General features: G+C 69.5%; 15 protein-coding genes. 8 read left to right on the forward strand and 7 right to left on the reverse strand.

Features of this window, described 5'->3' with window-relative positions:
- Position 1: 1 nt before the first annotated feature.
- The gene (locus tag J2X68_RS13685; protein ID WP_310432771.1) at positions 2-2308 is read right to left on the reverse strand and encodes a beta-L-arabinofuranosidase domain-containing protein; all 2307 of its coding nucleotides are present in this window, start codon (positions 2306-2308) and stop codon (positions 2-4) included.
- A gap of 772 nt (positions 2309-3080) precedes the next feature.
- Between J2X68_RS13685 and J2X68_RS13690 the strand changes: the two genes are divergently transcribed.
- The 3 genes from J2X68_RS13690 to J2X68_RS13700 all read left to right on the forward strand — a co-directional run bounded on the left by J2X68_RS13690 (position 3081) and on the right by J2X68_RS13700 (position 6548).
- Complete coding sequence (locus tag J2X68_RS13690; RefSeq protein WP_310432772.1) at positions 3081-4478, forward strand: glycoside hydrolase family 43 protein; 1398 nt, start codon at positions 3081-3083, stop codon at positions 4476-4478.
- Positions 4479-5051: 573 nt separating this feature from the next.
- Entirely contained in the window at positions 5052-5405 is a 354-nt protein-coding gene (locus J2X68_RS13695; RefSeq protein WP_310432773.1) for a hypothetical protein, read from the forward strand.
- A 111-nt stretch (positions 5406-5516) separates the two neighbouring features.
- A complete protein-coding gene (locus J2X68_RS13700) occupies positions 5517-6548 on the forward strand; it encodes a LacI family DNA-binding transcriptional regulator (protein WP_310432774.1) in 1032 nt (343 codons plus the stop codon).
- A gap of 43 nt (positions 6549-6591) precedes the next feature.
- Here the strand turns inward: J2X68_RS13700 and J2X68_RS13705 are convergent, their stop codons facing one another.
- The 5 genes from J2X68_RS13705 to J2X68_RS13725 all read right to left on the reverse strand — a co-directional run bounded on the left by J2X68_RS13705 (position 6592) and on the right by J2X68_RS13725 (position 13139).
- Positions 6592-8949 (reverse strand): glycoside hydrolase family 3 N-terminal domain-containing protein, encoded by a 2358-nt coding sequence (locus J2X68_RS13705; protein WP_310432775.1) that lies wholly within the window; start codon positions 8947-8949, stop codon positions 6592-6594.
- An 84-nt stretch (positions 8950-9033) separates the two neighbouring features.
- Positions 9034-9936, reverse strand: coding sequence for a carbohydrate ABC transporter permease (locus tag J2X68_RS13710; RefSeq protein WP_399039899.1), 903 nt, complete (start codon positions 9934-9936; stop codon positions 9034-9036).
- A gap of 11 nt (positions 9937-9947) precedes the next feature.
- Entirely contained in the window at positions 9948-10799 is an 852-nt protein-coding gene (locus J2X68_RS13715; protein ID WP_310432797.1) for a sugar ABC transporter permease, read from the reverse strand.
- 65 nt (positions 10800-10864) lie between these two features.
- A complete protein-coding gene (locus tag J2X68_RS13720; RefSeq protein ID WP_310432777.1) occupies positions 10865-12181 on the reverse strand; it encodes an extracellular solute-binding protein in 1317 nt (438 codons plus the stop codon).
- 631 nt (positions 12182-12812) lie between these two features.
- Positions 12813-13139, reverse strand: a complete 327-nt coding sequence (locus tag J2X68_RS13725) for a hypothetical protein (RefSeq protein ID WP_310432778.1) — start codon at positions 13137-13139, stop codon at positions 12813-12815.
- 178 nt (positions 13140-13317) lie between these two features.
- On the opposite strand from J2X68_RS13725, the gene J2X68_RS13730 reads away from it, so the two are divergent.
- From J2X68_RS13730 to J2X68_RS13750, 5 genes are all read left to right on the forward strand, one after another.
- On the forward strand, positions 13318-13647 hold the full coding sequence (locus J2X68_RS13730) for a hypothetical protein (protein ID WP_310432779.1): 330 nt from the start codon (positions 13318-13320) through the stop codon (positions 13645-13647).
- Positions 13632-13886 (forward strand): hypothetical protein, encoded by a 255-nt coding sequence (locus J2X68_RS13735; protein WP_310432780.1) that lies wholly within the window; start codon positions 13632-13634, stop codon positions 13884-13886. The genes J2X68_RS13730 and J2X68_RS13735 overlap by 16 nt, the downstream gene beginning before the upstream one ends.
- Positions 13887-13896: 10 nt before the next feature.
- Positions 13897-14295, forward strand: a complete 399-nt coding sequence (locus tag J2X68_RS13740) for an RICIN domain-containing protein (RefSeq protein WP_310432781.1) — start codon at positions 13897-13899, stop codon at positions 14293-14295.
- 360 nt (positions 14296-14655) lie between these two features.
- A complete protein-coding gene (locus J2X68_RS13745; RefSeq protein WP_310432782.1) occupies positions 14656-16206 on the forward strand; it encodes an RICIN domain-containing protein in 1551 nt (516 codons plus the stop codon).
- A gap of 142 nt (positions 16207-16348) precedes the next feature.
- Positions 16349-17845 (forward strand): arabinofuranosidase catalytic domain-containing protein, encoded by a 1497-nt coding sequence (locus tag J2X68_RS13750; protein ID WP_310432783.1) that lies wholly within the window; start codon positions 16349-16351, stop codon positions 17843-17845.
- A gap of 338 nt (positions 17846-18183) precedes the next feature.
- Here J2X68_RS13750 and J2X68_RS13755 read toward each other — a convergent pair whose 3' ends face one another.
- A complete protein-coding gene (locus tag J2X68_RS13755; RefSeq protein WP_310432784.1) occupies positions 18184-19047 on the reverse strand; it encodes a fumarylacetoacetate hydrolase family protein in 864 nt (287 codons plus the stop codon).
- Between the last annotated feature and the right edge of the window lie 208 nt (positions 19048-19255).

Genomic DNA, 19255 nt, shown 5'->3' on the forward strand with positions numbered 1-19255 from the left:
GTCAGCTCACGATGCGCCAGCGGTTGTCGGCCGTGCCGTCGTCCGCGTCCTGGACGGCGAAGGCGCCGACCGCGGTGGAGCCGCTCTGGATGGCGAGCAGTTTCCCGCTGTGGACGTTGCGGATCTTGTGGGTGCCGTCGCCCTGGTCGAGCAGGGTCCAGCGGTGGTCGGCGGTTCCGTTGTCGGCCCACTGCAGGACGGTGGCGCCGTCGGCCGTGGACATGTCCAACACGCCGAGCACCTTGCCGCTGTGGACGTTGCGGAAGCGGACCGCGTCGCCGTCGGGGACCATCTCCCAGTCGTGGTCGGCGGTCCCGGAGTCGGTCCACTGCAGGGCACGGCCGCCGTCGGTGGTGGACATGTTCTGGATGCCCAGCACCAGACCGCTGCCGACGTTGGCGAGGCGCACGGAGGGCAGACCGCTGACGTTCCAGTAGACGGTGTAGTTGTGCCCGTGGGCGTCGTGGAACGGACCCAGGCCGACGGTGCTGCCGCCCGCGGTGGCGGTGAAGGCCAGCGTGGCCGCGTCGGTCCGCGTGACCGAGGAGACGTCCAGCGAGGGAAGGGCGGACAGCGCGGTGTCGCCGTAGTTCCCCGACAGCACGACCGGACCGTGGGTGACGGCGGCGACGTTCGGGTTGTCGTTCGCCGGGCGCAGGACAGTGCGCATCGGCAGCCGGACGGTGACCGTGTCGCCGCTGGTCCAGGCGCGGTTCAGGACGGCGTAGGTCCCCGCGGTGGCGGAGACGCTCTGCGCCACGCCGTTGACGCTGACGACGGCGTTCGAGGTCCAGCCGGGTATGCGGATGCGCATGGCCCAGGTCCCGCCGACGCTCCCCGTGACCCGGAGCATCGTGGTGTCGCTCGCAGGGTAGGTGGTGGTCTGGGTGACGGTGATGCCGCGCTGGGTCCAGGCCAGGACCGACGGCACGAACAGGTTGACGGTCAGCGTGGTGCCGGCGTGGAAGTAGATGGAGTCCATCAGCCGGGTGTGCATCTCCAGGCCGGTGCCTTGGCAGCACCAGAAGGTGCCGTAGTCGGTGCTCCAGGTGCCCCCGCCCCAGGCCGGGCCCACACCGCGTCTGCCGCCCGGGTTGAGCGGGGTGAAATACGTGACGTGGCCGTGGGCGTCCGCCGGGTTCTGCTGGCCGATCATGTGGTTGAGCCACGCCTGCTCGTAGTAGTCGAACAGGTCGGCGCGGTCCGGGGCCAGGGCGTACAACTCGCGGGTGAGACTGAGCATGTTGACGGTGTTGCAGCTCTCGCAGGTGTCGTTCGCGAGGTGTGCCGCGATGGCGTTCGGGGCGCGGAAGTGTTCGGCCTGGCTGTTGCCGCCGATGGCGTAGGTGTGGGTGCCGACGCACATGTTCCATGCGTGGGTGGCGATGTCCCGGTAGCGGGTCGTGCCGGTCGCCTTGTACTCGCGCACGGCGCCGATCCACTTCGGCACCTGCGTGTTCGCGTGCAGGCCGTTGAGCCGGTCCTGGTTCGCGGCCAGCGGGTCGAAGACCGCGGCGTGGTCGAAGCGCTGGGCGACGGTGAGCCACCGGGCGTCGCCGGTCTGCTGGTACAGGTCGGTCAGCACGGCGTTCATGCCGCCGAACTCCGTGCCCAGCATGGCCTGGAGCTGTGCCACGGTCAGACGGCCGGTGCGGGTGTCGACCCAGGCCGCCAGGGCCAGCAGTACGTCACGGGCCTTGGTGCTGTTCAGATGGCGCCACACGTCCAGCAGGCCGGCGAGGGTCTTGTGGATCGTGTAGTACGGCACGTTGCCGTTGCTCAGGGTGCGCTGCTCCAGGGCGGTGAAGTCGGACTCGGGATAGCCGGAGAGGTATCCGGCGGTGAATCCGGCGGCGCTGTTGTTGGCCTGGCACTTGGCCAGCTCCGTCACCATGTACAGGGCCTTGTCCCGGGCGACGGTGTCCCCGGTGACGGCGTACAACTGCGCCCAGGCGGTGAGGAAATGGCCCTGGACGTGGCTGCGGAACGGGAAGTCCGGCGCGTCCCAGCCGCCGTTGACGGCGGCGCCTCCTGTGGACAGGCCGTGGTTGGCGCGGAAGACGTACAGCAGCCTGTCCACGTCGATGAACCGCAGGTAGGCCGCGGTGCGGTTCTGGTTGTCCAGCCACCGGCTCGCGGTCAGCCTGACCTGGCCGAGGTCGAAGGGGAACGCCAGGGCTCCGATGTCGGGCCGGGCAGGGGGGATCGCGGCGGCGGAGGAGCTGCCGAGGAGAGGGGTGACGGCGGTCGCGGCGACGGCCGCCCCGGAGAGCTGGAGGACGCGTCTTCTGCTGAGGGGTGTTGACATGGGAGGTTCCTCTCTTCAGGCGGCACGGGTTCAGACGAGGAGGAAGGACCGTCGGCCGCGTACAGGTCACCGGTCCGGTGGGGGTCCGACCAGAGCTGGTGGTCGCGGTGGCGTGTGTGACGGCCCAGGGGGCCGAACGACTCCAGGCCCGCTGACCCGGAGGCGGAATCATCATGTGGTTGCACCGGTGACAGCCCTGGTGGTGCGTCATTCAGGGGTCGGGGCCGATGCTGTCGGCCGGGCCATTGACCGTGATCGCCGAACGCGGGGAAGTGGGAGGCGCGCAGGGACGTCTCCTCACGATCGGCAGGGGGTGGTCGGTCACAGGGATGCGGCGTGCAAAGGGCGACGAACCGAGGTACGTACGGAAAGGGCGGACGGCATTAAGGGGCACCAGTTCGATATTTCGAAAAGGGTTCGAGTGTGACGCCGGAACCATAGGTGCCCTTTAATGCGGCGTCAATGCCGCCGATGCCTGCGGATGATGGGGCGCGCACGGAAAGGTTCTCGGCGGAGATTTTCGAGGATATTCCGCCGCAAGCGTTGACGGCACAACAAAGGCGTCCTACTTTCTGACCGACCTTCCGAACCTAGTTCGATATGTCGAACTAGAGGGTGTGTCGTGCACGTAGGCCGTGCCGTTCCTGTGCCGCTGTTCCCGTGCCATTCCTGTGCCGCTGTTCCTGTGCCCTTCCTGTGCCGCTGTTCCCGTGCCGCCGTTCCCGGCACGTCCCTCCGCCGTTCGCACCCCCACCCGTACCAAGGAGAGCCGATGAATCCCCAATTCCCCGCCCGGGCGGTGCCGTCCCGCCGCCTGTTCCTGGGCGCCGCCGCGGCCACGTCGGCGGCTCTGGCCGTCGACCTCACCCTGGGAGCGCGGCCCGCGCACGCCGCCGACTCCGCCTACGTCATGGGCTACTTCACCGAGTCGCCGAACTGGCTCGGAGCCGACTACGGCCTGCACCTGGCCGTCAGCACGGACTCCCTGAACTGGACGCCCCTCAACCAGAACAACCCGGTCGTTACGCCCACCGAGGGCGCCGGCGGCCTGCGTGACCCGTTCATCATGCGCAAGCGGGACGGCCGCTTCATCGTCATCGCCACCGACCTCAAGGGCACCGACTGGGGCTACAACAGCCAGACGATCCACGTATGGGACTCCGCCGACCTGCGGAGCTTCACCAACTACCGCAGACCGCACCTGCACGACATGGTCACGCACAGCTGGGCCCCGGAAGCGTTCTGGGATGCGAGTCGCGGCCAGTACGCGATCATCTACTCGGCCGTCAACGCCACCGGTCACAACGTCCTGATGGTCAACTACACGACCGACTTCACCGAGGTCTCCGCCCCCCAGGTCTTCTTCGACCCGGGCTACGACGTCATCGACGGGGACATGGCCGTCGGCGTCAACGGCGTCAACTACCTGTACTTCAAGCGCAACGGCACGCTCGTGGGGGCCCGTTCGACCTCCCTCACCCCGGGCAGCTTCATCCCCTTCTCCACTCCCGTCTCCCACGGCGGCACCGAGGCACCCGTCCTCGTGAAGTCCCTGACCTCCGACACCTGGTACCTGTGGGGCGACACGTACACCCCCAACGGCGTCCTCTACGCCTGGCAGACCACCGACCTCGCCGCGGGTACCTGGACCGCGGTCGACCAGAAGCTCTACACCCACCCGGTCAACGCCAAACACTGCACCGTCGCGCCCATCACCGGCGCCGAGTACGACGGCCTCCTCGCCCACTGGGGCGCACCCACCTGGAATCGGCTGAAGTCGTACAACTACCCCGCCCGCTACGTCCGCCACGCCGACTACCTGGCACGGATCGACCCGTACCCCTTCGATCCGTACACCGACTCCCAGTGGAAGCTCGTCCCCGGCCTGGCCGACTCCTCCGGTATCTCCTTCCAGTCGGTCAACTACCCCACCCGTTACCTGCGTCACTACGACTACCGACTGCGACTGGACGCCAACGACGGCACCACCACCTTCGCCGAGGACGCGACCTTCCACCGGGTCGCCGGCCTCGCGGAGGCTTCCTGGGCCTCCTTTCGCTCACACAACCAGCCCACCCGCTACATCCGCCACTTCGACTACGCCCTGCGCATCGACCCGATCACCACCGTCACGGACCGGGCGGACGCCACCTTCTCCGTCGGTTCCTGACCCGCCGTAACCGGCCGACGGGCCGCTGGGTTCTGTCTCTTCGGCCCCGGCGGGGAATTGCCGACCGCCCGCGACATCGGAAGAAAATACCTCAGGGAATCCGGGTCTGCTTTAACGGCGAGGCGATTTCGTCGTACCTGGAAACACTGCGTCAGTACGATGTCTGCCGGGAAGCCAGTCGTGAACGTGGGTGACATGGTATCTCCGGCTCTTCCTTCCGCTCGTTGCGCGACGACGGCGATCACCCGCTGCGCGCCCCGATCGGCGAGGAGTTTTTCCGTAGACCCCAGCGCCTTCCCGAACATCACCAGGGACAGCACGCCGTTCTACGTCCGTCGGCACGAGGCCCACCTCATCGCCACGACGGGATCCCCGCGTGCCGACGTCGCGAAAGTGTTTCGTGCGCACGCCGGTGACACGACGAGGGCCTTTACCGATACTGGCCACCGGACGCTCACCCTCCGCGGGACCCCGCAGAGGCATCAGCACGCGCGGGTGGCCGGACGAGCCGATTTCCGGGATGCCTTCCCGTCGCCTGAAGGAGCCGCTTTGCCGCCAAGACGCACAAGCAGGGTGTCCGGCACCTGGAACGGCAGCGCGCGTGCCGGGCGGAGGCTCACGCAGTGGGTCGACGCCGGCGCGGGCGACCGCAATCAGCGGATCACACAGACCGCCGCCGGTGAACTCCGTGTCCGGGGCAAACGCCTGATCGAGCATGCCGGCGGCACCATGCCGGGGACCAGGCTGATCCTGTGGAACCGCGGCGGCAGGGCCGGACCCGAGGGGTCGTTCCTGGTGGACTGGACGATCGGCGACCGCTGTGACGGTCTCGCCGTCGACGCAACCGACCGAGGGACGGCCGACGGCTCGCCGATGCGGCCGTGGACCGCTCTGGGCAACGCCGACCGGAGCTGGAGCCGCGGCTGACCGATCTCCGCGGTGGGCGCCGATCTCTGACGGTTCTCTTGTCTGAGGGCGCCCACCGCTGTTGGCTTGCGTTCAGGAGCCCGGCGCGGGCCCGGCGAAGAGGGCGGTGAAGTGGCTGTTCAGGGCAAGGAGCGGCTGGAGGCACAGTACGGGCTGCTGACGAGCATCGCTCAGGAGGCCGGGGTGTCGCTCAGCACGGTCTCCAAAGTGGTGCACCGGCGCCGAGACGTCGGCCGGGAAACGCGTGCCCGGGTCGAGGAGATGCTGGCCCGGCACGGTTACATCCGAGCCTGGGAGTCGGATGCCGAGAAGCCCCGGCAGATCATCGCGGTGTTCCGGGACCTGTCGGGGCCGTACACCCTGGAGGTCGTCCGGGGGATCGTGGACGCGGCCGGTGAACTGGGGGTCGACGTACTGACGGGGACGACCGGCCGACGTTCCATCGCGCAGTGGCTGCAGCGGTGTGTGTCACTGGACGCGACAGGGCTGATCATCGTGATCTCGATGCTGTCCGAGGACGACCAGCGGCGAATCGTCGAGCAGCAGTTGCCCGTGGTGCTGGTCGACCCCTTGAGCGCGCCCTCGTCGGACATCCCGAGCATCGGCGTGACGAACTGGAACGGGGCGAGGGACGCGGTGCAGCACCTGCTCGGTCTCGGTCACACCCGGATAGCCATGGTCGCGGGCCGCTCGCACTCGCTGGCCGGCGCCGCCCGCCTGCACGGTTACCGGGCGGCCCTGGAAGAGGCCGGCATCGCCTACGACCCGGCACTCGTGCGGTCCACCGACTTCGACTACGACGAGGCCCTCGCCGCGGCCCGGCAGCTTCTGCGGGCCGACGGGCCGCCCACGGCCGTCTTCGCGGCCAGTGACGCGCAGGCACTGGGCGTCCTGGAGGGCGCCCGTCAGGCGGGCGTCCGGGTGCCGGACGACCTGGCGGTGATGTCCTTCGACGACACCCTGGTGGCGGCCATGGCCAGCCCGCCGCTGAGCGCCGTCCGCCAGCCGTTCGAGGACCTCGGCCGGGAGGCGACCCGGGTGCTGCTGCAGGCCGCCGAGGGGCGTCCCGCGGCCTCCCCGCGCATGGAACTCGCCACGTCCCTCGTCCTGCGCGCCTCCACGGCCGCTCCCGCCGGACCGTAGAAAGGGTGTGTGCGGACGTCGACCGCACACACCCTTCTCCGCCTCAGCCCCGGTCGACCACCACCGGTACCCCGTAGCGCCCGATCCCGGTCAGCGACCGCTCCTCGCCCACCAGCCGTACCACCCCCGCGGCCGGTGTACGGCCGCTGGAGGAGCCCGCGTACAGCAGGATCTCGCCGGGCTCGACGATCCGGTGGCCGTCCACGCCGGTGAAGGCGAGCCGGTCGGTGTGGACGTCGAAGCGGACGATGGCGGTCTCGCCGGGCTCCAGCGGCACCTTGGCGAACGCCAGCAGCGCCCGTACCGGCCGGGTGACCTGGGCGACGGGGTCGGTGAAGTAGAGCTGGACCGTCTCGGCGCCGGGCAAGGCGCCGGTGTTCCGCACCCGTACGGCGACGGTGAACCGCCCGTCGACCGGCACGTGGGCGCGGTCCACGGCCAGCGTGTCGATCGCGAACGTCGTGTAGGACAGCCCGTGGCCGAAGGGGAACGCCGGGGTCGGATCGAGGTTGGACAGCCAGCTCTGCCGGTCGCCCAACGGCGGGTGGAGATAGGTGTACGGCTGTCCGGCAGGGGAGTTCGGTATCTGGACGGGCAGTCTTCCGCTGAAGTCGGCGGTGCCGGACAGGAGTTCGGCGACCGCGTGGCCGCCCTCCTCGCCGGGGAGGAAGACCTGCACCATGGCCGCGGTGACGGGCGCGAACCGTCCGACGGCGTAGGGACGTCCGCTGTTGACGACGAGCACGACGGGCCGGCCGGTCGCGAGCACGGCGTCGACGAGTTCCTCCTGGACGCCGGGCAGCCGGAGATCCTCGGCGTCGCAGCCCTCCCCGGAAGTGCCGATGCCGAACATGCCGGCCTTGTCACCGACGACCAGGACGGTGAGGTCGGCCCGCTCGGCGGCTTCGACGGCGGCGGGGATGCCGCCGCGGTCCGCCTCCCGGACCGGGCAGCCCCGTACGTACGTCCACTCGACGGCGGGCAGTTCGGCGGCCAGGGCGTGCCGCAGGGAGACGGCCTCGACACCGTCGCCGAGGTCGTCGCGGTCGGAGAGGACGTGGTTGGGGAAGCTGTAACAGCCGAACATCGTGCGGACGTCGTCCGCGCACGGCCCGATCAGGGCGATCCGGCCAGCCGACGGTAGCGGGAGCCCCCCCTCGTTCGACAGTAGGACGGCACTGGACCGCGCGACGGTACGGGCGAGTTCCCGGTTTGCGGGCTTGTCGAGGTCGAGTGGGCCGCCCGCGCGTAGGGCAGGGGGTTCCGGGTCCCAGTCGGCGTCGAGGAGACCGAGCGCGGCCTTCTGCCGCAGCACCCTGCGGACGGCGAGGTCGACGTCCGCCTCGTCCGCGTCGTTGCGGCGCACGGCTTCGACGAGGGCCGGGCCGAAGCCGCGCTGGTCGGGCAGTTCCACGTCCATGCCGGCGTGCAGGGCCAGTGCCCCGGCGGCCGGCAGGTCGACCGCCACCCGGTGGGAGTCGACCAGGAAGGGCAGGGACCAGTAGTCGGACACGACGGTGCCTTCGAAACCCCACTCGTCCCGCAGGAGCGTGGTGAGCAGCCAGCGGCTGGCGGCGGGGGCCTCGCCGTCGATCTCGGCGTACGAGTTCATGACGGACTCCACGCCGGCGGCGACGAGCCGCTCGAACGGCGGCAGGATGACATCGGCCAGTTCGCGGCGGCCGATGCCCACCGGGGCGTGGTTCCGGCCGCCCATGGAGGCCGAGTAGCCGGCGAAGTGCTTGACGGTGGCGTACACCCCGGCGCCCTGCAGTCCCCGGACGTATGCCTCGCCCATCTCGCCGACCAGGTGCGGGTCCTCCCCGTAGGTCTCCTCGCAGCGACCCCAGCGGTAGTCCCGGATGACGTCGATGACCGGTGCGAGACCCTGGTGGACTCCTGCCTCCGCCAGATCGGCGCCGATGGCCGCGCCGACCCGCCGGATGAGTTCCGGGTCGAAGGTGGCCGCCATGGCCAGCGAGGTGGGGTAGATGGTGGCGCCGTAGGCGGTGATCCCGGTGAGGCACTCGTCGTGGGCCATGGCCGGAATGCCGAGCCGGCTCTGTTCCACGATCTGCCGCTGGCGGGCGGCCAGGAGACGGGAGTGTTCGATCGCGGGCCGGGGCACGGTGCCGTAAGGGCGGGTCAGCTGGCCGAGGCCGTGCCGGGCGGTCTCGTCGAGGTCGCCGGGACGGTCGAAGAGGCTGGTGCCGGGGGCGACCTCCGGTCCGGCGGGTTCGACGTCCTCCCAGGCGCTGCTGAGCTGCGCGACCTTCTCCTCCAGGGTGAGCCGGCCGAGGAGCAGTTCGACGCGCTCAGCGGTGGATCGGGCCGGATCGGTCCAGGGCCGGTCGTCACCGGTGTGCGGGGGATGTCCGTGGTCCGGGATGATGGTCGTCATGCACGACTCCTTCGGGTGTGTGGGGGCAGGCCGAGGAGGGCCGGGCGGCGAGGCCCGGCCCTGCTCTGTCGGCGGTGCCGTGTGTTACTTGGAGAATCCGGCGGTCAGTCCGGCGACCAACTGACGCCTGGCGAGGACGAACACCACCAGCATGGGAAGCGTGGAGAGCACCACGGCGGCCATCGTCGCGGGGACGTTGATGCCGAACTGGCCCCGGAACAGGGTCAGGGCGAGCGGCAGGACCGCCGTGTCGCCGCTCTGGGTGAGGATCAGGGGGAACAGGAAGCCGTTCCAGACCTGGAGCCCGTCGTAGACCGCGACGGTCACGAGCGCCGGCCGCGCCAGGGGCGCCGCGAGCGAGAACAGCATGCGCCAGTCGCCGGCACCGTCGACGATCATGGCCTCGAACAGGGACCGCGGCACGTCCCGCAGGAAGCTCACCAGGATCATCACCGTGACCGGCAGGGCGAACGCCGCCGAGGGCAGCACGATCGCCATCAGGCTGTCGTACATGTGCATGCGGATGATCAACAGGTAGACGGGGATGATCACCGCTTGGAGCGGGATGGCCAGCCCCAGGAGGTAGAGCCGAAAAGACAGGCGCGACCAGCGGCCCGCGTGCCGAACGATGGAGAAGGCGGCCATCAGGGCGACGACCACGGTGACGGCCACCGCCGCCACGGTGACGACGACGCTGTTGACCAGGTAGGTGGTGAAGTCGCCGTCCAGCACCGTCCGGTAGTTGGCCAGGGTCGGGTCCGTGGGGGGGACCAGTGGGTTGGCGCCGGTGAAGTCCGCGTGGTCGCGCAGGCTGGTCACCACCACCCAGTACACGGGGACGACGACCAGAGCGGTCCACAGCAGCGCGGCGGCGGCCGAGAGCGCCCGGCGCAGGACCGCCGCGGCCCGCCGCGGCCGGGCGGGCCGCGTCGCCGGCTCCGGCGTCGGGGAGCGGTGCGCTTTCCGGGCGGTGCGGGACTCGGTCATGGACGTGGTGCTCACAGGCCCTCCTGCTGGCTTTCCATCCGGGTGAAGCCGGACAGGCGGGTAGTGAGCAGGGACAGGCCGAGGCCGAGCATCACGAGGAGGGTGGCCACCGCGCTGGCGCGGCCCATGTCGTGGGCCTGGAAGCCCGTGATGTACATGGCCAGCGGCAGGACACGGGTCGCGGTGCCCGGACCGCCGGTGGCACCCGACAGGACGTAGATCAGGTCGAAGTAGGTCAGCGAGCCCACCAGCATGAGCGTGCTGGACGTGACGAACGTGTACTTGAGCTGGGGGAGGGTGATCCGCAGGAATCGGGTCAGCGGTCCGGCGCCGTCGATGGCGGCGGCCTCGTACAGCGAGGTGGGGATCTGTCGCACGCCCGACTGGTACAGCAGGGCGTGGAACGGCGTGAACTGCCAGGCGATCACGAAGATCACCGTGTAGAGCGCCAGGTCCGGCGAGCCCAGCAGCGGCCGGGCCAGCCAGTGCAGCCCGGGGGTGGCTCCGATGCCGAAGGCAGGGTCGAGGAGAGCCTGCCAGGTGAGCCCGATCGCCACCGCGGACAGCAGCAGGGGGAGGAACCACAGCACGGCGAACAGCGCGCGCACCCGGCCCCGGGGGGCCTGGAACAGGCCGAGCGCCAGCGCGAGCGGTGTCTGCACCAGCCAGCTCACCATCATCACCTTGCACGTCAGCCAGAGGGACTGCCAGGTCGCGCCGTCCGACAGGACTCCGTTCCAGTTGGCGGACCCGGCCCACCCGAGCGAGCCCAGACCGTCCCAGCGGGAGAGGCTGAGCGCCACCACACCGACGAGCGGGACCAGACCGAACAGGCCGAAGAGCAGCAGGGCGGGCGCGGCCATCAGCAGGCTTCCCGTGCGCCCGCGCCCGGCCCGTGCCGCGCCCGGCTCACGCACGGCCGCGTCCGTCACTGCGCGGCCTCGTTCATGTTCGTGCCGAACTGCCCGGGAGCGATCTGCCCCAGGAACGATTTGTCGACGTTGGTCAGCAGCGGGTCGGCCTGGTCGGCGGGCAGCGCCTGGTCCCAGGAGAGCTGGAAACCGGCGGAGTTCTGGACCAGGTCGTAGACGAAGGTCAGCCACTTCTTGTCGGCGGCGGACTCGACCGACGTCAGCTTCTCGTCCAGGCCGCTGACCGGTGGCACGCTGCCCGAGGCGAGGTAGGCGTCGACCTGGTCGTCGTTCATGACGTAGTCCTTGAGGTACTTCAGTGCCTCGGACTTGTGCTTGCTCGACGCGTTGAGCGAGAGGAAGTTGGACGGGTTCCCGACGATGCTCGTCGCATCGCCCTTCCCGCCCGGCAGGGAGGGGAAGGCTATGTATCCCAGGTCCTTCTTCACGAAGTCCGGCGCCGCCTTGACCATGTTCGCGTACTGCCAGGTGCCCATCAGTTCCATGCCGGCCTTGCCGGTGTAGAGCAGCGCCGCGTCCGCGCCCTGGTCGAAGTTGACGGAGGAGGCGTTGTCACCGAAGGCCCCGGCGTCGGCGAGTTCCTGGAGCCGGGCATTGGCCTCGGTGACCGACGGGTCCTTCCACTTGGCGGTGTCTCCCGAAGCGATCGCGCCGAAGACCTTGGATCCGCCGGTGCGGTCGAGCAGGTACTCCAGCCACATCAACGTAGGCCACTTGGAATTGGCGGCCAGGGAGATCGGGGTGACGCCGTCGCCCTTCAGCTTCTTCACGGCTTTCAGCAGGTCGTCGTACGTCTTCGGCGGCTCGACGCCCGCCTCCCTCAGCACCTTCTTGTTGTAGTAGAGGACCGCCGGGGCCAGGCCGTTGGCGGGGACCCCGTACACCTTGCCGTCGAAGGTGGCACTGTCCAGCACGCTCGGCGTGAAGCGGCCCAGGTCCACCTGGCTGTCGGCGAGCGCGTCGGCCTTGCCGGCGCCGACGTAGTCGTTCAGGGCACCACCGCCCCAGTTGAAGAAGAGGTCCGGCGCCTGGTTCGCGCCGAAGGCCACCCGCAGCTTCTGCTTGTAGTCGTCGTTGGCGAACAGCCGCAGGGTGATCTTGTTGTCCGGGTTGTCCTTGTTGTAGGCGTCCACGGACTCCTTGAGGATCGTCTGGTCGGTCAGGGCCCACATGGTCAGCCCGCTCGACGCGGCGTCCGTGGGACCCGACGACCCGCAGGCGGTGAGGCTCGCGGCGGCGGCCAGCGCGATCGCGGACGCCAGAGCGGCCCGCCTCAGCGGCCGGACGGGGCGACCAGGCTGCCTTCTGGGCATCGGAGAACCGGGCATGTCGTGTCTCTCTTCTCTCGGCCGACCGTGCGCACGCGAGCGTGGGGAGGACACGCGTGAGCGACAGCCGCGAAATCCTTTCGCCTCCGCGGCCGAAGGCGAGCTGCCTGCTGGCGGGGACACTGGCACGCGATTCACGGCGGGGACAAGAAGCGGAAAACGCTCGGTTACGAAAGGTTTTCGGGGACTGTCGGCGGGCTCGCCCGCTCTGGTCCAGGCGGCGGGACTCGTGAGGTGCCGTCAAGATGCGGCGAGGGAAGGGGGTGTGCGTCAGCCGAAATCTTCCTTGCGTGTTCGGCGCCCGCTGTTGTCGGACCTCGGATCGGCCGTGGGCGGGCCGGACGGAACGGGGTGAGCACGCCGGCTCGGGGCGCCGGGTGCAGCGTCACCGCGATGGCGGTCCACACGTCGGCCGATGCGCTCGTACGTCCGTGACCCGCGCCTCTTCGGCACCGGAGCGGTGATCACGCCGCCGCCGGTCACGACCCGCACCGCGTCCCGGACGCCGCCGCCTGACGGAGACATGTCGGAGCGGGTGGGCCGGAGGCCACCGCATCTCGCCGATCCGGTGGACGGGGCACGCCGGACGGCCCTGGAGAAAGAAGTGGGCCACGCGTCAATACACCCGTCCGATTCCCGTGCGAAACTCTTTCGGAACCGGGGCGGTGACACAGCGATGAAACATGCGAATACTGTCCGGCAGCCGGCAGCCGGCAGCCGGCAGCCGGCAGCCGGCACGCCGCAGGGAAAGCAGCTCACGCCCGAAAGTTTTTTTGTGTACGAATGATCTCCAGTTGCCACGATTCTTGCGGTGTGCGGAGATCTGTTCGGTGCCGAGGGTGTCGGTGTACCAGTTCGTGAAGGAGCCGCAGTTGTCAAGAGAATGGGGTCGCAAGACCTGTGCCGGGATACTCGCAGCGGGCTCGGCATTGACGCTCTCCATTGTCGCCGCACCGAATGTGGCGGCTTATCAGCCGAGCCCGTCCGGCCTTTATGTCGCTGCTAATGCCGCCGCGTGCAGCAAGTCGCCGGGCGTCCTCTGTCCGAAGTCCGCGCAACTTCCCGGCGGGAGGATCCTGGCGGCGTTCGAGGACAGTGAGACCGCTTCGGTGGGACAGGTCATGCCCCTCTACATGAGCGACGACGACGGCACGACCTGGCAGAAGCTCACCGACCCGAAGGCGCCCGCCTACCTTTCCACCGACGCCCAGTACGCGAAGTGCACCAGCAACTGGACCAACCCTTGCCTGTACGTCCTCCCGCAGGACGTGGGGAACCCGAAAGCCGGCACACTGCCGCCCGCGAGCCTCGTCTCGGGCGACGACCCGTACCACCAGGAGCGCAATGCCGCGGACCCCGACGGGACCTCTTCCGGTGACGGCGACCGCAAGGACCTGGCGCTCGCGCTCCACTCCAGCACGGACGACGGGGCGACGTGGACGATCCGCTGACCTTCCACGCGTCCTGCGCCGCTTCCATCATCTCGCTGCCCGTGCCCTCCGGGGGCACGACCCTGGCGACCGGTGGCAGCCCGGTGCTGCTGCCGATGCCCGACGGGCGGATCGTCCACAACGCGGCCAACAGCGGCAGCGTACGGGTGAACGAGTCCGGCGCGAGTACCGGGACCTGGAAGCAGTACCGACCCCGGCTCACCACGGGTCTCCGGCAAGTGCCTCGCCGCGGACGGTGACGGCACCGCCATGGGCACCAAGCTCATCCTGTGGACGTGCAACGGCAAGACCAGCCAGAAGTGGTCGTTCCGGGTCGACGGCACCATCGCCAACCGTTCGAACGGCCTCGCCGTCGACGTGACCGACGGCGCGACCGCCAATGGCTCGAAGGTCCAGCTGTGGACGCCGCTCGGTGACGCCGACCAGGTCTGGAGCCGGGCCCAGTACCCAGGACCGGGTGCCCCAGGCTCGTCCGCCGGCACCCGGTCCTCCTGGCCTGCCGGTGGCGCCCCGCAGCCGCGACGTCGCAGGACCGGCCGGAGCGGATCTCGCCCGGAACATCCCTCAGGGCGACGATTCAGCGGCGCGGTGACGTGCCGACAAAAGCCTCCATCCCGGCCGGCGGCGCTGCCCGGCAGAAGGCAGTGATCGATGGGCGAAAACGTTTCGAACCGCATTATGCGCGCAGCGTTGCCTGCATGCTGAAGCGGAATTAGCGTGGCGTCGCCTTATACGTCGTGATCCGACTGTGCTGGGCGATCCACGATCACCGTTCCGCGCGCCGACCTGACCTCCCCGCCAGCGAGCGGTTGGCCGTTGCGAAGCAGTGCCTTCCGCTATGCGTCGACACCTTTCTGGCCGCCCGTCCGGACTCCCTGAAGGAATTCCGTGAAGGGGCATTCGATCCCGCTGGAGGGGTTCCTCCAGCCCCACGCGTCAGGCCTGAGTCCTGGTGCCGGTCCGAAAAGAGGAAGTTTCTTGCGAAGAGCCATGAAAGTCGCGCTCGCGATGGCAGTCGCATTCCTGATGGCGATGCTGCTGCCCTCCAGCGCGTCCGCCTACCAGCCGGTCGTGCAGAATCTGTACACGCCGACCGACCCTGCCAGTTGCAACAAGTTCCCGTGCGTGCTGTATCCCAAGTCGGCTCAGTTGCCGAGCGGCAGGATCGTGGCCACGTTCGAGAACAGCCAGGGCTCCGTGGTGGGCCAGACGATGCCGATCTACAAGAGCGACGACGACGGCAACACCTGGCAGAAGCTCACGGACCTCAAGGCGCCGGCCTACCGGTCGAGCAGCCCCATGTTCGCGCCGTACACGAGTCAGTGGACGAACCCGTACCTGTACGTCCTGCCGCAAGCGATAGGAGACATGGAGGCCGGCACGCTTCTGCTCGCGAGTGTCGTCTCGGGCGAGGACACCGAACCGAACCCCACCGGCAACGGCAACCGGCAGAACGTGGCGATCGTGCTCGATAAGAGCACCGACCAGGGTGAGACATGGACGCCGTTGAGCGTCATCGTCACCGGCCCCAACCAGAAGTACGACCCCGTGTGGGAGCCGTACCTAATGGTCTACGACAACCAGCTCGTCACCTACTTCTCCGACGAGAACGAGGCCAACTTCGGCATCACGGACGAGGGCGGCCAGATCCTCGCGCACAAGGTCTCCAGCGACGGCCTCACCTGGACGGGCTACGGCCAGGACGTCGGCACCGCGTTCTACAGCATTCGGCCAGGCATGACCAACGTCGTGCCGACCACGGACGGCAAGTGGCTGATGACCTTCGAGGGCGGCAACCGCTACAAGATCTGCTCCGATCCGCTCCACTGCGACCCGGACAGCATCGGGTCGGTGTTCCCGGGCGCGGGCGGCGGCAGCCCCGTGCTGTTGCGGATGCCGGACGGCCGGATCGTCTACAACGCCAACGGCAGCGGCTCCGTGTGGGTCAACACCAGCGGCAGCAGCACCGGCGCGTGGACCCAGCAGAGGACCGCGATGCCGCACGGCTACAGCCGCAATCTGCAGTACGTGGCGGGGACCGGCCGTGTGCTGATCCTCCAGGCGAACTGGGGCAGTTGCTGCGCCGGCAACCCCGTCCGGTACGGCGAGGTGGACCTGGGCCAGTCGGCCGGCGCGTACTACAAGCTCGTCAACCGCAAGACCGGTTACGTCCTCGGCGTCAACGGAGGCTCACTGACCGACGGCGCGAACGCCGTGCAGTGGGCGGACACCGGTGTGGACGACCAGCAGTGGCACATGTGGACGCTCGACAACGGCAACAAGCTGATCGGCGGCAACAAGAAGAGCGGCCGCTCGCTCGGCATCCTGCAGTCCTCGACCGAGGACGGCGCGAACGCCGTGCAGTGGGTCGAGACACAGGTCGCCGACCAGCAATGGCAGCTCGTCCCGACCGGCTCGTACTACAAGATCAAGAACGTCAACAGCGGCAAGGTCCTCGGCATCCTCGGGGGTTCCACCGCCCAGGGCGCCCAGGCCGTGCAGTGGACCGACACCGGTTCGCTCGACCAGCAGTGGTCCGTCGTGCAGGTCAGTTCCTGACCGCAGCCGTCCGGCACAGCGGCCCCGATCTCCCACCCCCGCGTGCGATCGGGGCCGCCACCGGGCAAGGCACATCCCTCGTCCAGTCATCTCGCGTGCTGCTCGACCCGCCGCGACTGCCTTCGAGACCCAGGAGAATCGCATGAGGAAGCTGTTCACGCGCGTGCCGCGCCGCGGAATCGGTGTCACGAGCGCCGCCGCGCTGGCGATTGCTGTGTCGAACCTGGTGGCGAGCCCCGCAAGCGCGGCCGCACAGGGCCCCTGTGACATCTACGCGGCCGGCGGCACGCCGTGCGTGGCCGCGCACAGCATGACGCGAGCGCTCTACGCCTCTTACGACGGCTGGCTCTACCAGGTGCGCCGCTCGTCGGACAACACCACGCTCGACGTCGGCCTGTCCAGCGTAGGTGGCCTGGCGAACTCAGCCGCGCAGGACGCGTTCTGCGCGGGCACGGGCTGTGCCGTCACGACCATCTACGACCAGTCCGGCCGCCACAACAACCTGAACAGTGCGCCGACCGGCTACTGGCCGGGCCCGGGCCCGAACGGCACGGACCTCCTGTCCAGTGCCACGGCGGCACCGGTCATGGTCGGCGGCAAGAAGGTCTACGGCATCCAGATCGGCGTCGGCGCCGGCTACCGCAACAACGCGACGAACGGCGTCGCGACCGGCGACGAGCCGGAAGGCATGTATGCCATCTTCGACGGCAGGTACTCCAACGGCAAGTGCTGCTTCGACTACGGCAATGCCGAAACGACCGGCAACGACGACGGCAACGGCACGATGGAAGCCCTCTACTTCGGCAGTAACCGCAGTTGGGGTTCGGGCGCCGGCAACGGGCCGTGGATCATGGCGGACCTCGAGAACGGCCTGTTCTCGGGCCAGGCGCGCGGCTACAACGCGGGTGACCCGAGCCAGAGGTCGCGCTTCGTCACGGCCACCCTCAAGGGCGGCCCGAACCAGTGGGCGATCCGCGGCGGCGACGCGCAGTCCGGGGGCCTGTCGACGTATTACAGCGGCCCGCGACCGACCGACGCCGGCTACAACCCGATGACGAAGCAGGGCGCCATCATCCTCGGCATCGGTGGTGACAACAGCAGCGCGGGCGTCGGCACCTTCTACGAGGGCGTCATGACATCCGGCTACCCGTCGGACGCGACGGAGAACTCCGTCCAGGCCGACATCACGGCAGCTGGGTATGCGCCGTACGTCGTGCCCGCGCCGTACTACAAGCTCGTGAACCGCAACTCCGGCAAGGTCCTCGGTGTCACGGCGGGCTCCTTCGGCGAGGGCACGAACGCGGTGCAGTGGAGCGACACGGACGCGGTCGACCAGCGCTGGCATCTCGCGGCGACCGGCGACTACGACACCCTGGTCAACAAGAACAGCGCGCTGAACCTCGGCGTCTACGCGGCGAGCACGTCCAACGGCGCCGCAGCGGTCCAGTGGTCGGAGAACGGCAGCTACGACCAGCAGTGGTCGCTCGTGCCCACCGGCTCGTACTACAAGCTCGTCAACCGTCGCTCGGGCAAGGTGCTCGGCGTCGGCTCCGGCTCGACGGCCGACGGTGCGCAGGTGGTCCAGTGGACCGACACGGGCGCTCTCGACCAGCAGTGGTCGCTCGTGGCGGCGTCGTAGGCGGCCGCGCGCGGACGCTTGCGCTCTTCGGGCGGCGGCAGGCCGTCGTCCTGGACAACCGCGTCGACGAACGGCTGGCGGCCCCCGCCGAGTCCCCGGCGGGGGCCGCCGACTCGGCGGGCCCCCGCCGGGGATCCTGCCGGCCCGCACTCGCCGGCTGCGGGAGATCGCGGGGCGACCTCGCACCGCCGATGAGCGTCTCCAGCGTCCAGAAGCGGTCGTCGGCTTCGGTACGGGGCGGGGGACAGGGAGCCGGATCGTTCCGGACGGGCTGTGGGAAATCGCGAATCCCTGATCGCTGCGGCAAGGGTGCGGCCGCGGGGCGCCGGGGCCGATGGTCAATCGGTCCGGACGACGCTCTGTCGCTGGTGGCCCAGCCCCTCGCCGCCGCAGATGAGCGTGTCGCCCGGGGCGAGATAGCGCGGTGGAGTGAGGTCCTTGCCGGCGCCGTACGGAGTGCCGGTGTTGATGAGGTCGCCGGGCTCCAGGACCATGAACTGGCTCAGGTGGCGGATGATGCCCGCCGTGCCGAGGAGCATGTCCGCGGTGGTGCCGGCCTGGCGGCGGACGCCGTTGTGCTCCAGCCACAACCGCAGGTCGCCGAGGTCGCCGAGTTCGTCGGCCGTGGCCAGCCAGGGGCCGCACGGGTTGAAGGTGGGGGCGGACTTGCCCTTGAGCCACTGGCCTCCCCGTTCCTTCTGGAAGGCGCGCTCGCTGATGTCGTTGACGAGGACGTATCCCGCGATGGCGGCGGTGGCGGCCCTGTCGTCGGCCAGGTAGTGGCTGCGCGTGCCGATCACGACTCCGAGTTCGACCTCCCAGTCGGTGTGAGCGGAGCCGCGCGGGATGCGCACGGGGTCGTACGGTCCGGACAGGGAGTTGGGCGCCTTGGAGAAGACGAGCGGCTCCCCGGTGGGGGCGGCTCGGGTGTCGGCACCGCCGGGGGAGCGGTAATTGGCGCCGACGCCGAGAATCTGGTGCGGGCGGGCGATCGGGGCCCCGATCCGGTCGGTGCCGAAGCCGCGGGTCGTTCCGGCGGCACGGCGCGCGGCGACGGCCTCCTCGAGGAGGCGGGGACCGCCGGCCGCGAAGAACGCCTCGTCGTAGTCGTCGACCAGGTCGGAGACATCGACGTAGGTCTCCTGGTCGACCCGGACGACAGGTCGCTCCTGGCCGGGCGGGCCGACACGCATGAGGTGCATGAGAGATCTTTCGGTGACGGGCGCCGGCCGCACAGGCATGCGGCCGGCGGGCACGGAGACGCGGTTTGCGGTGCGGGGGAGGAGCGGAGCGCCGCCCTGTCAGGAGACGGTGACTCCGGCCGCCTTCGCGGCCTCCCGCACGGCACCCGCCACCGCGCCGGCGACCTTGTCGTTGAAGACGCTCGGGATGATGTAGTTCGGGTTGAGC

This window comes from Streptomyces sp. 3330 (assembly GCF_031456635.1).
In the GTDB taxonomy this organism is placed as follows: domain Bacteria; phylum Actinomycetota; class Actinomycetes; order Streptomycetales; family Streptomycetaceae; genus Streptomyces.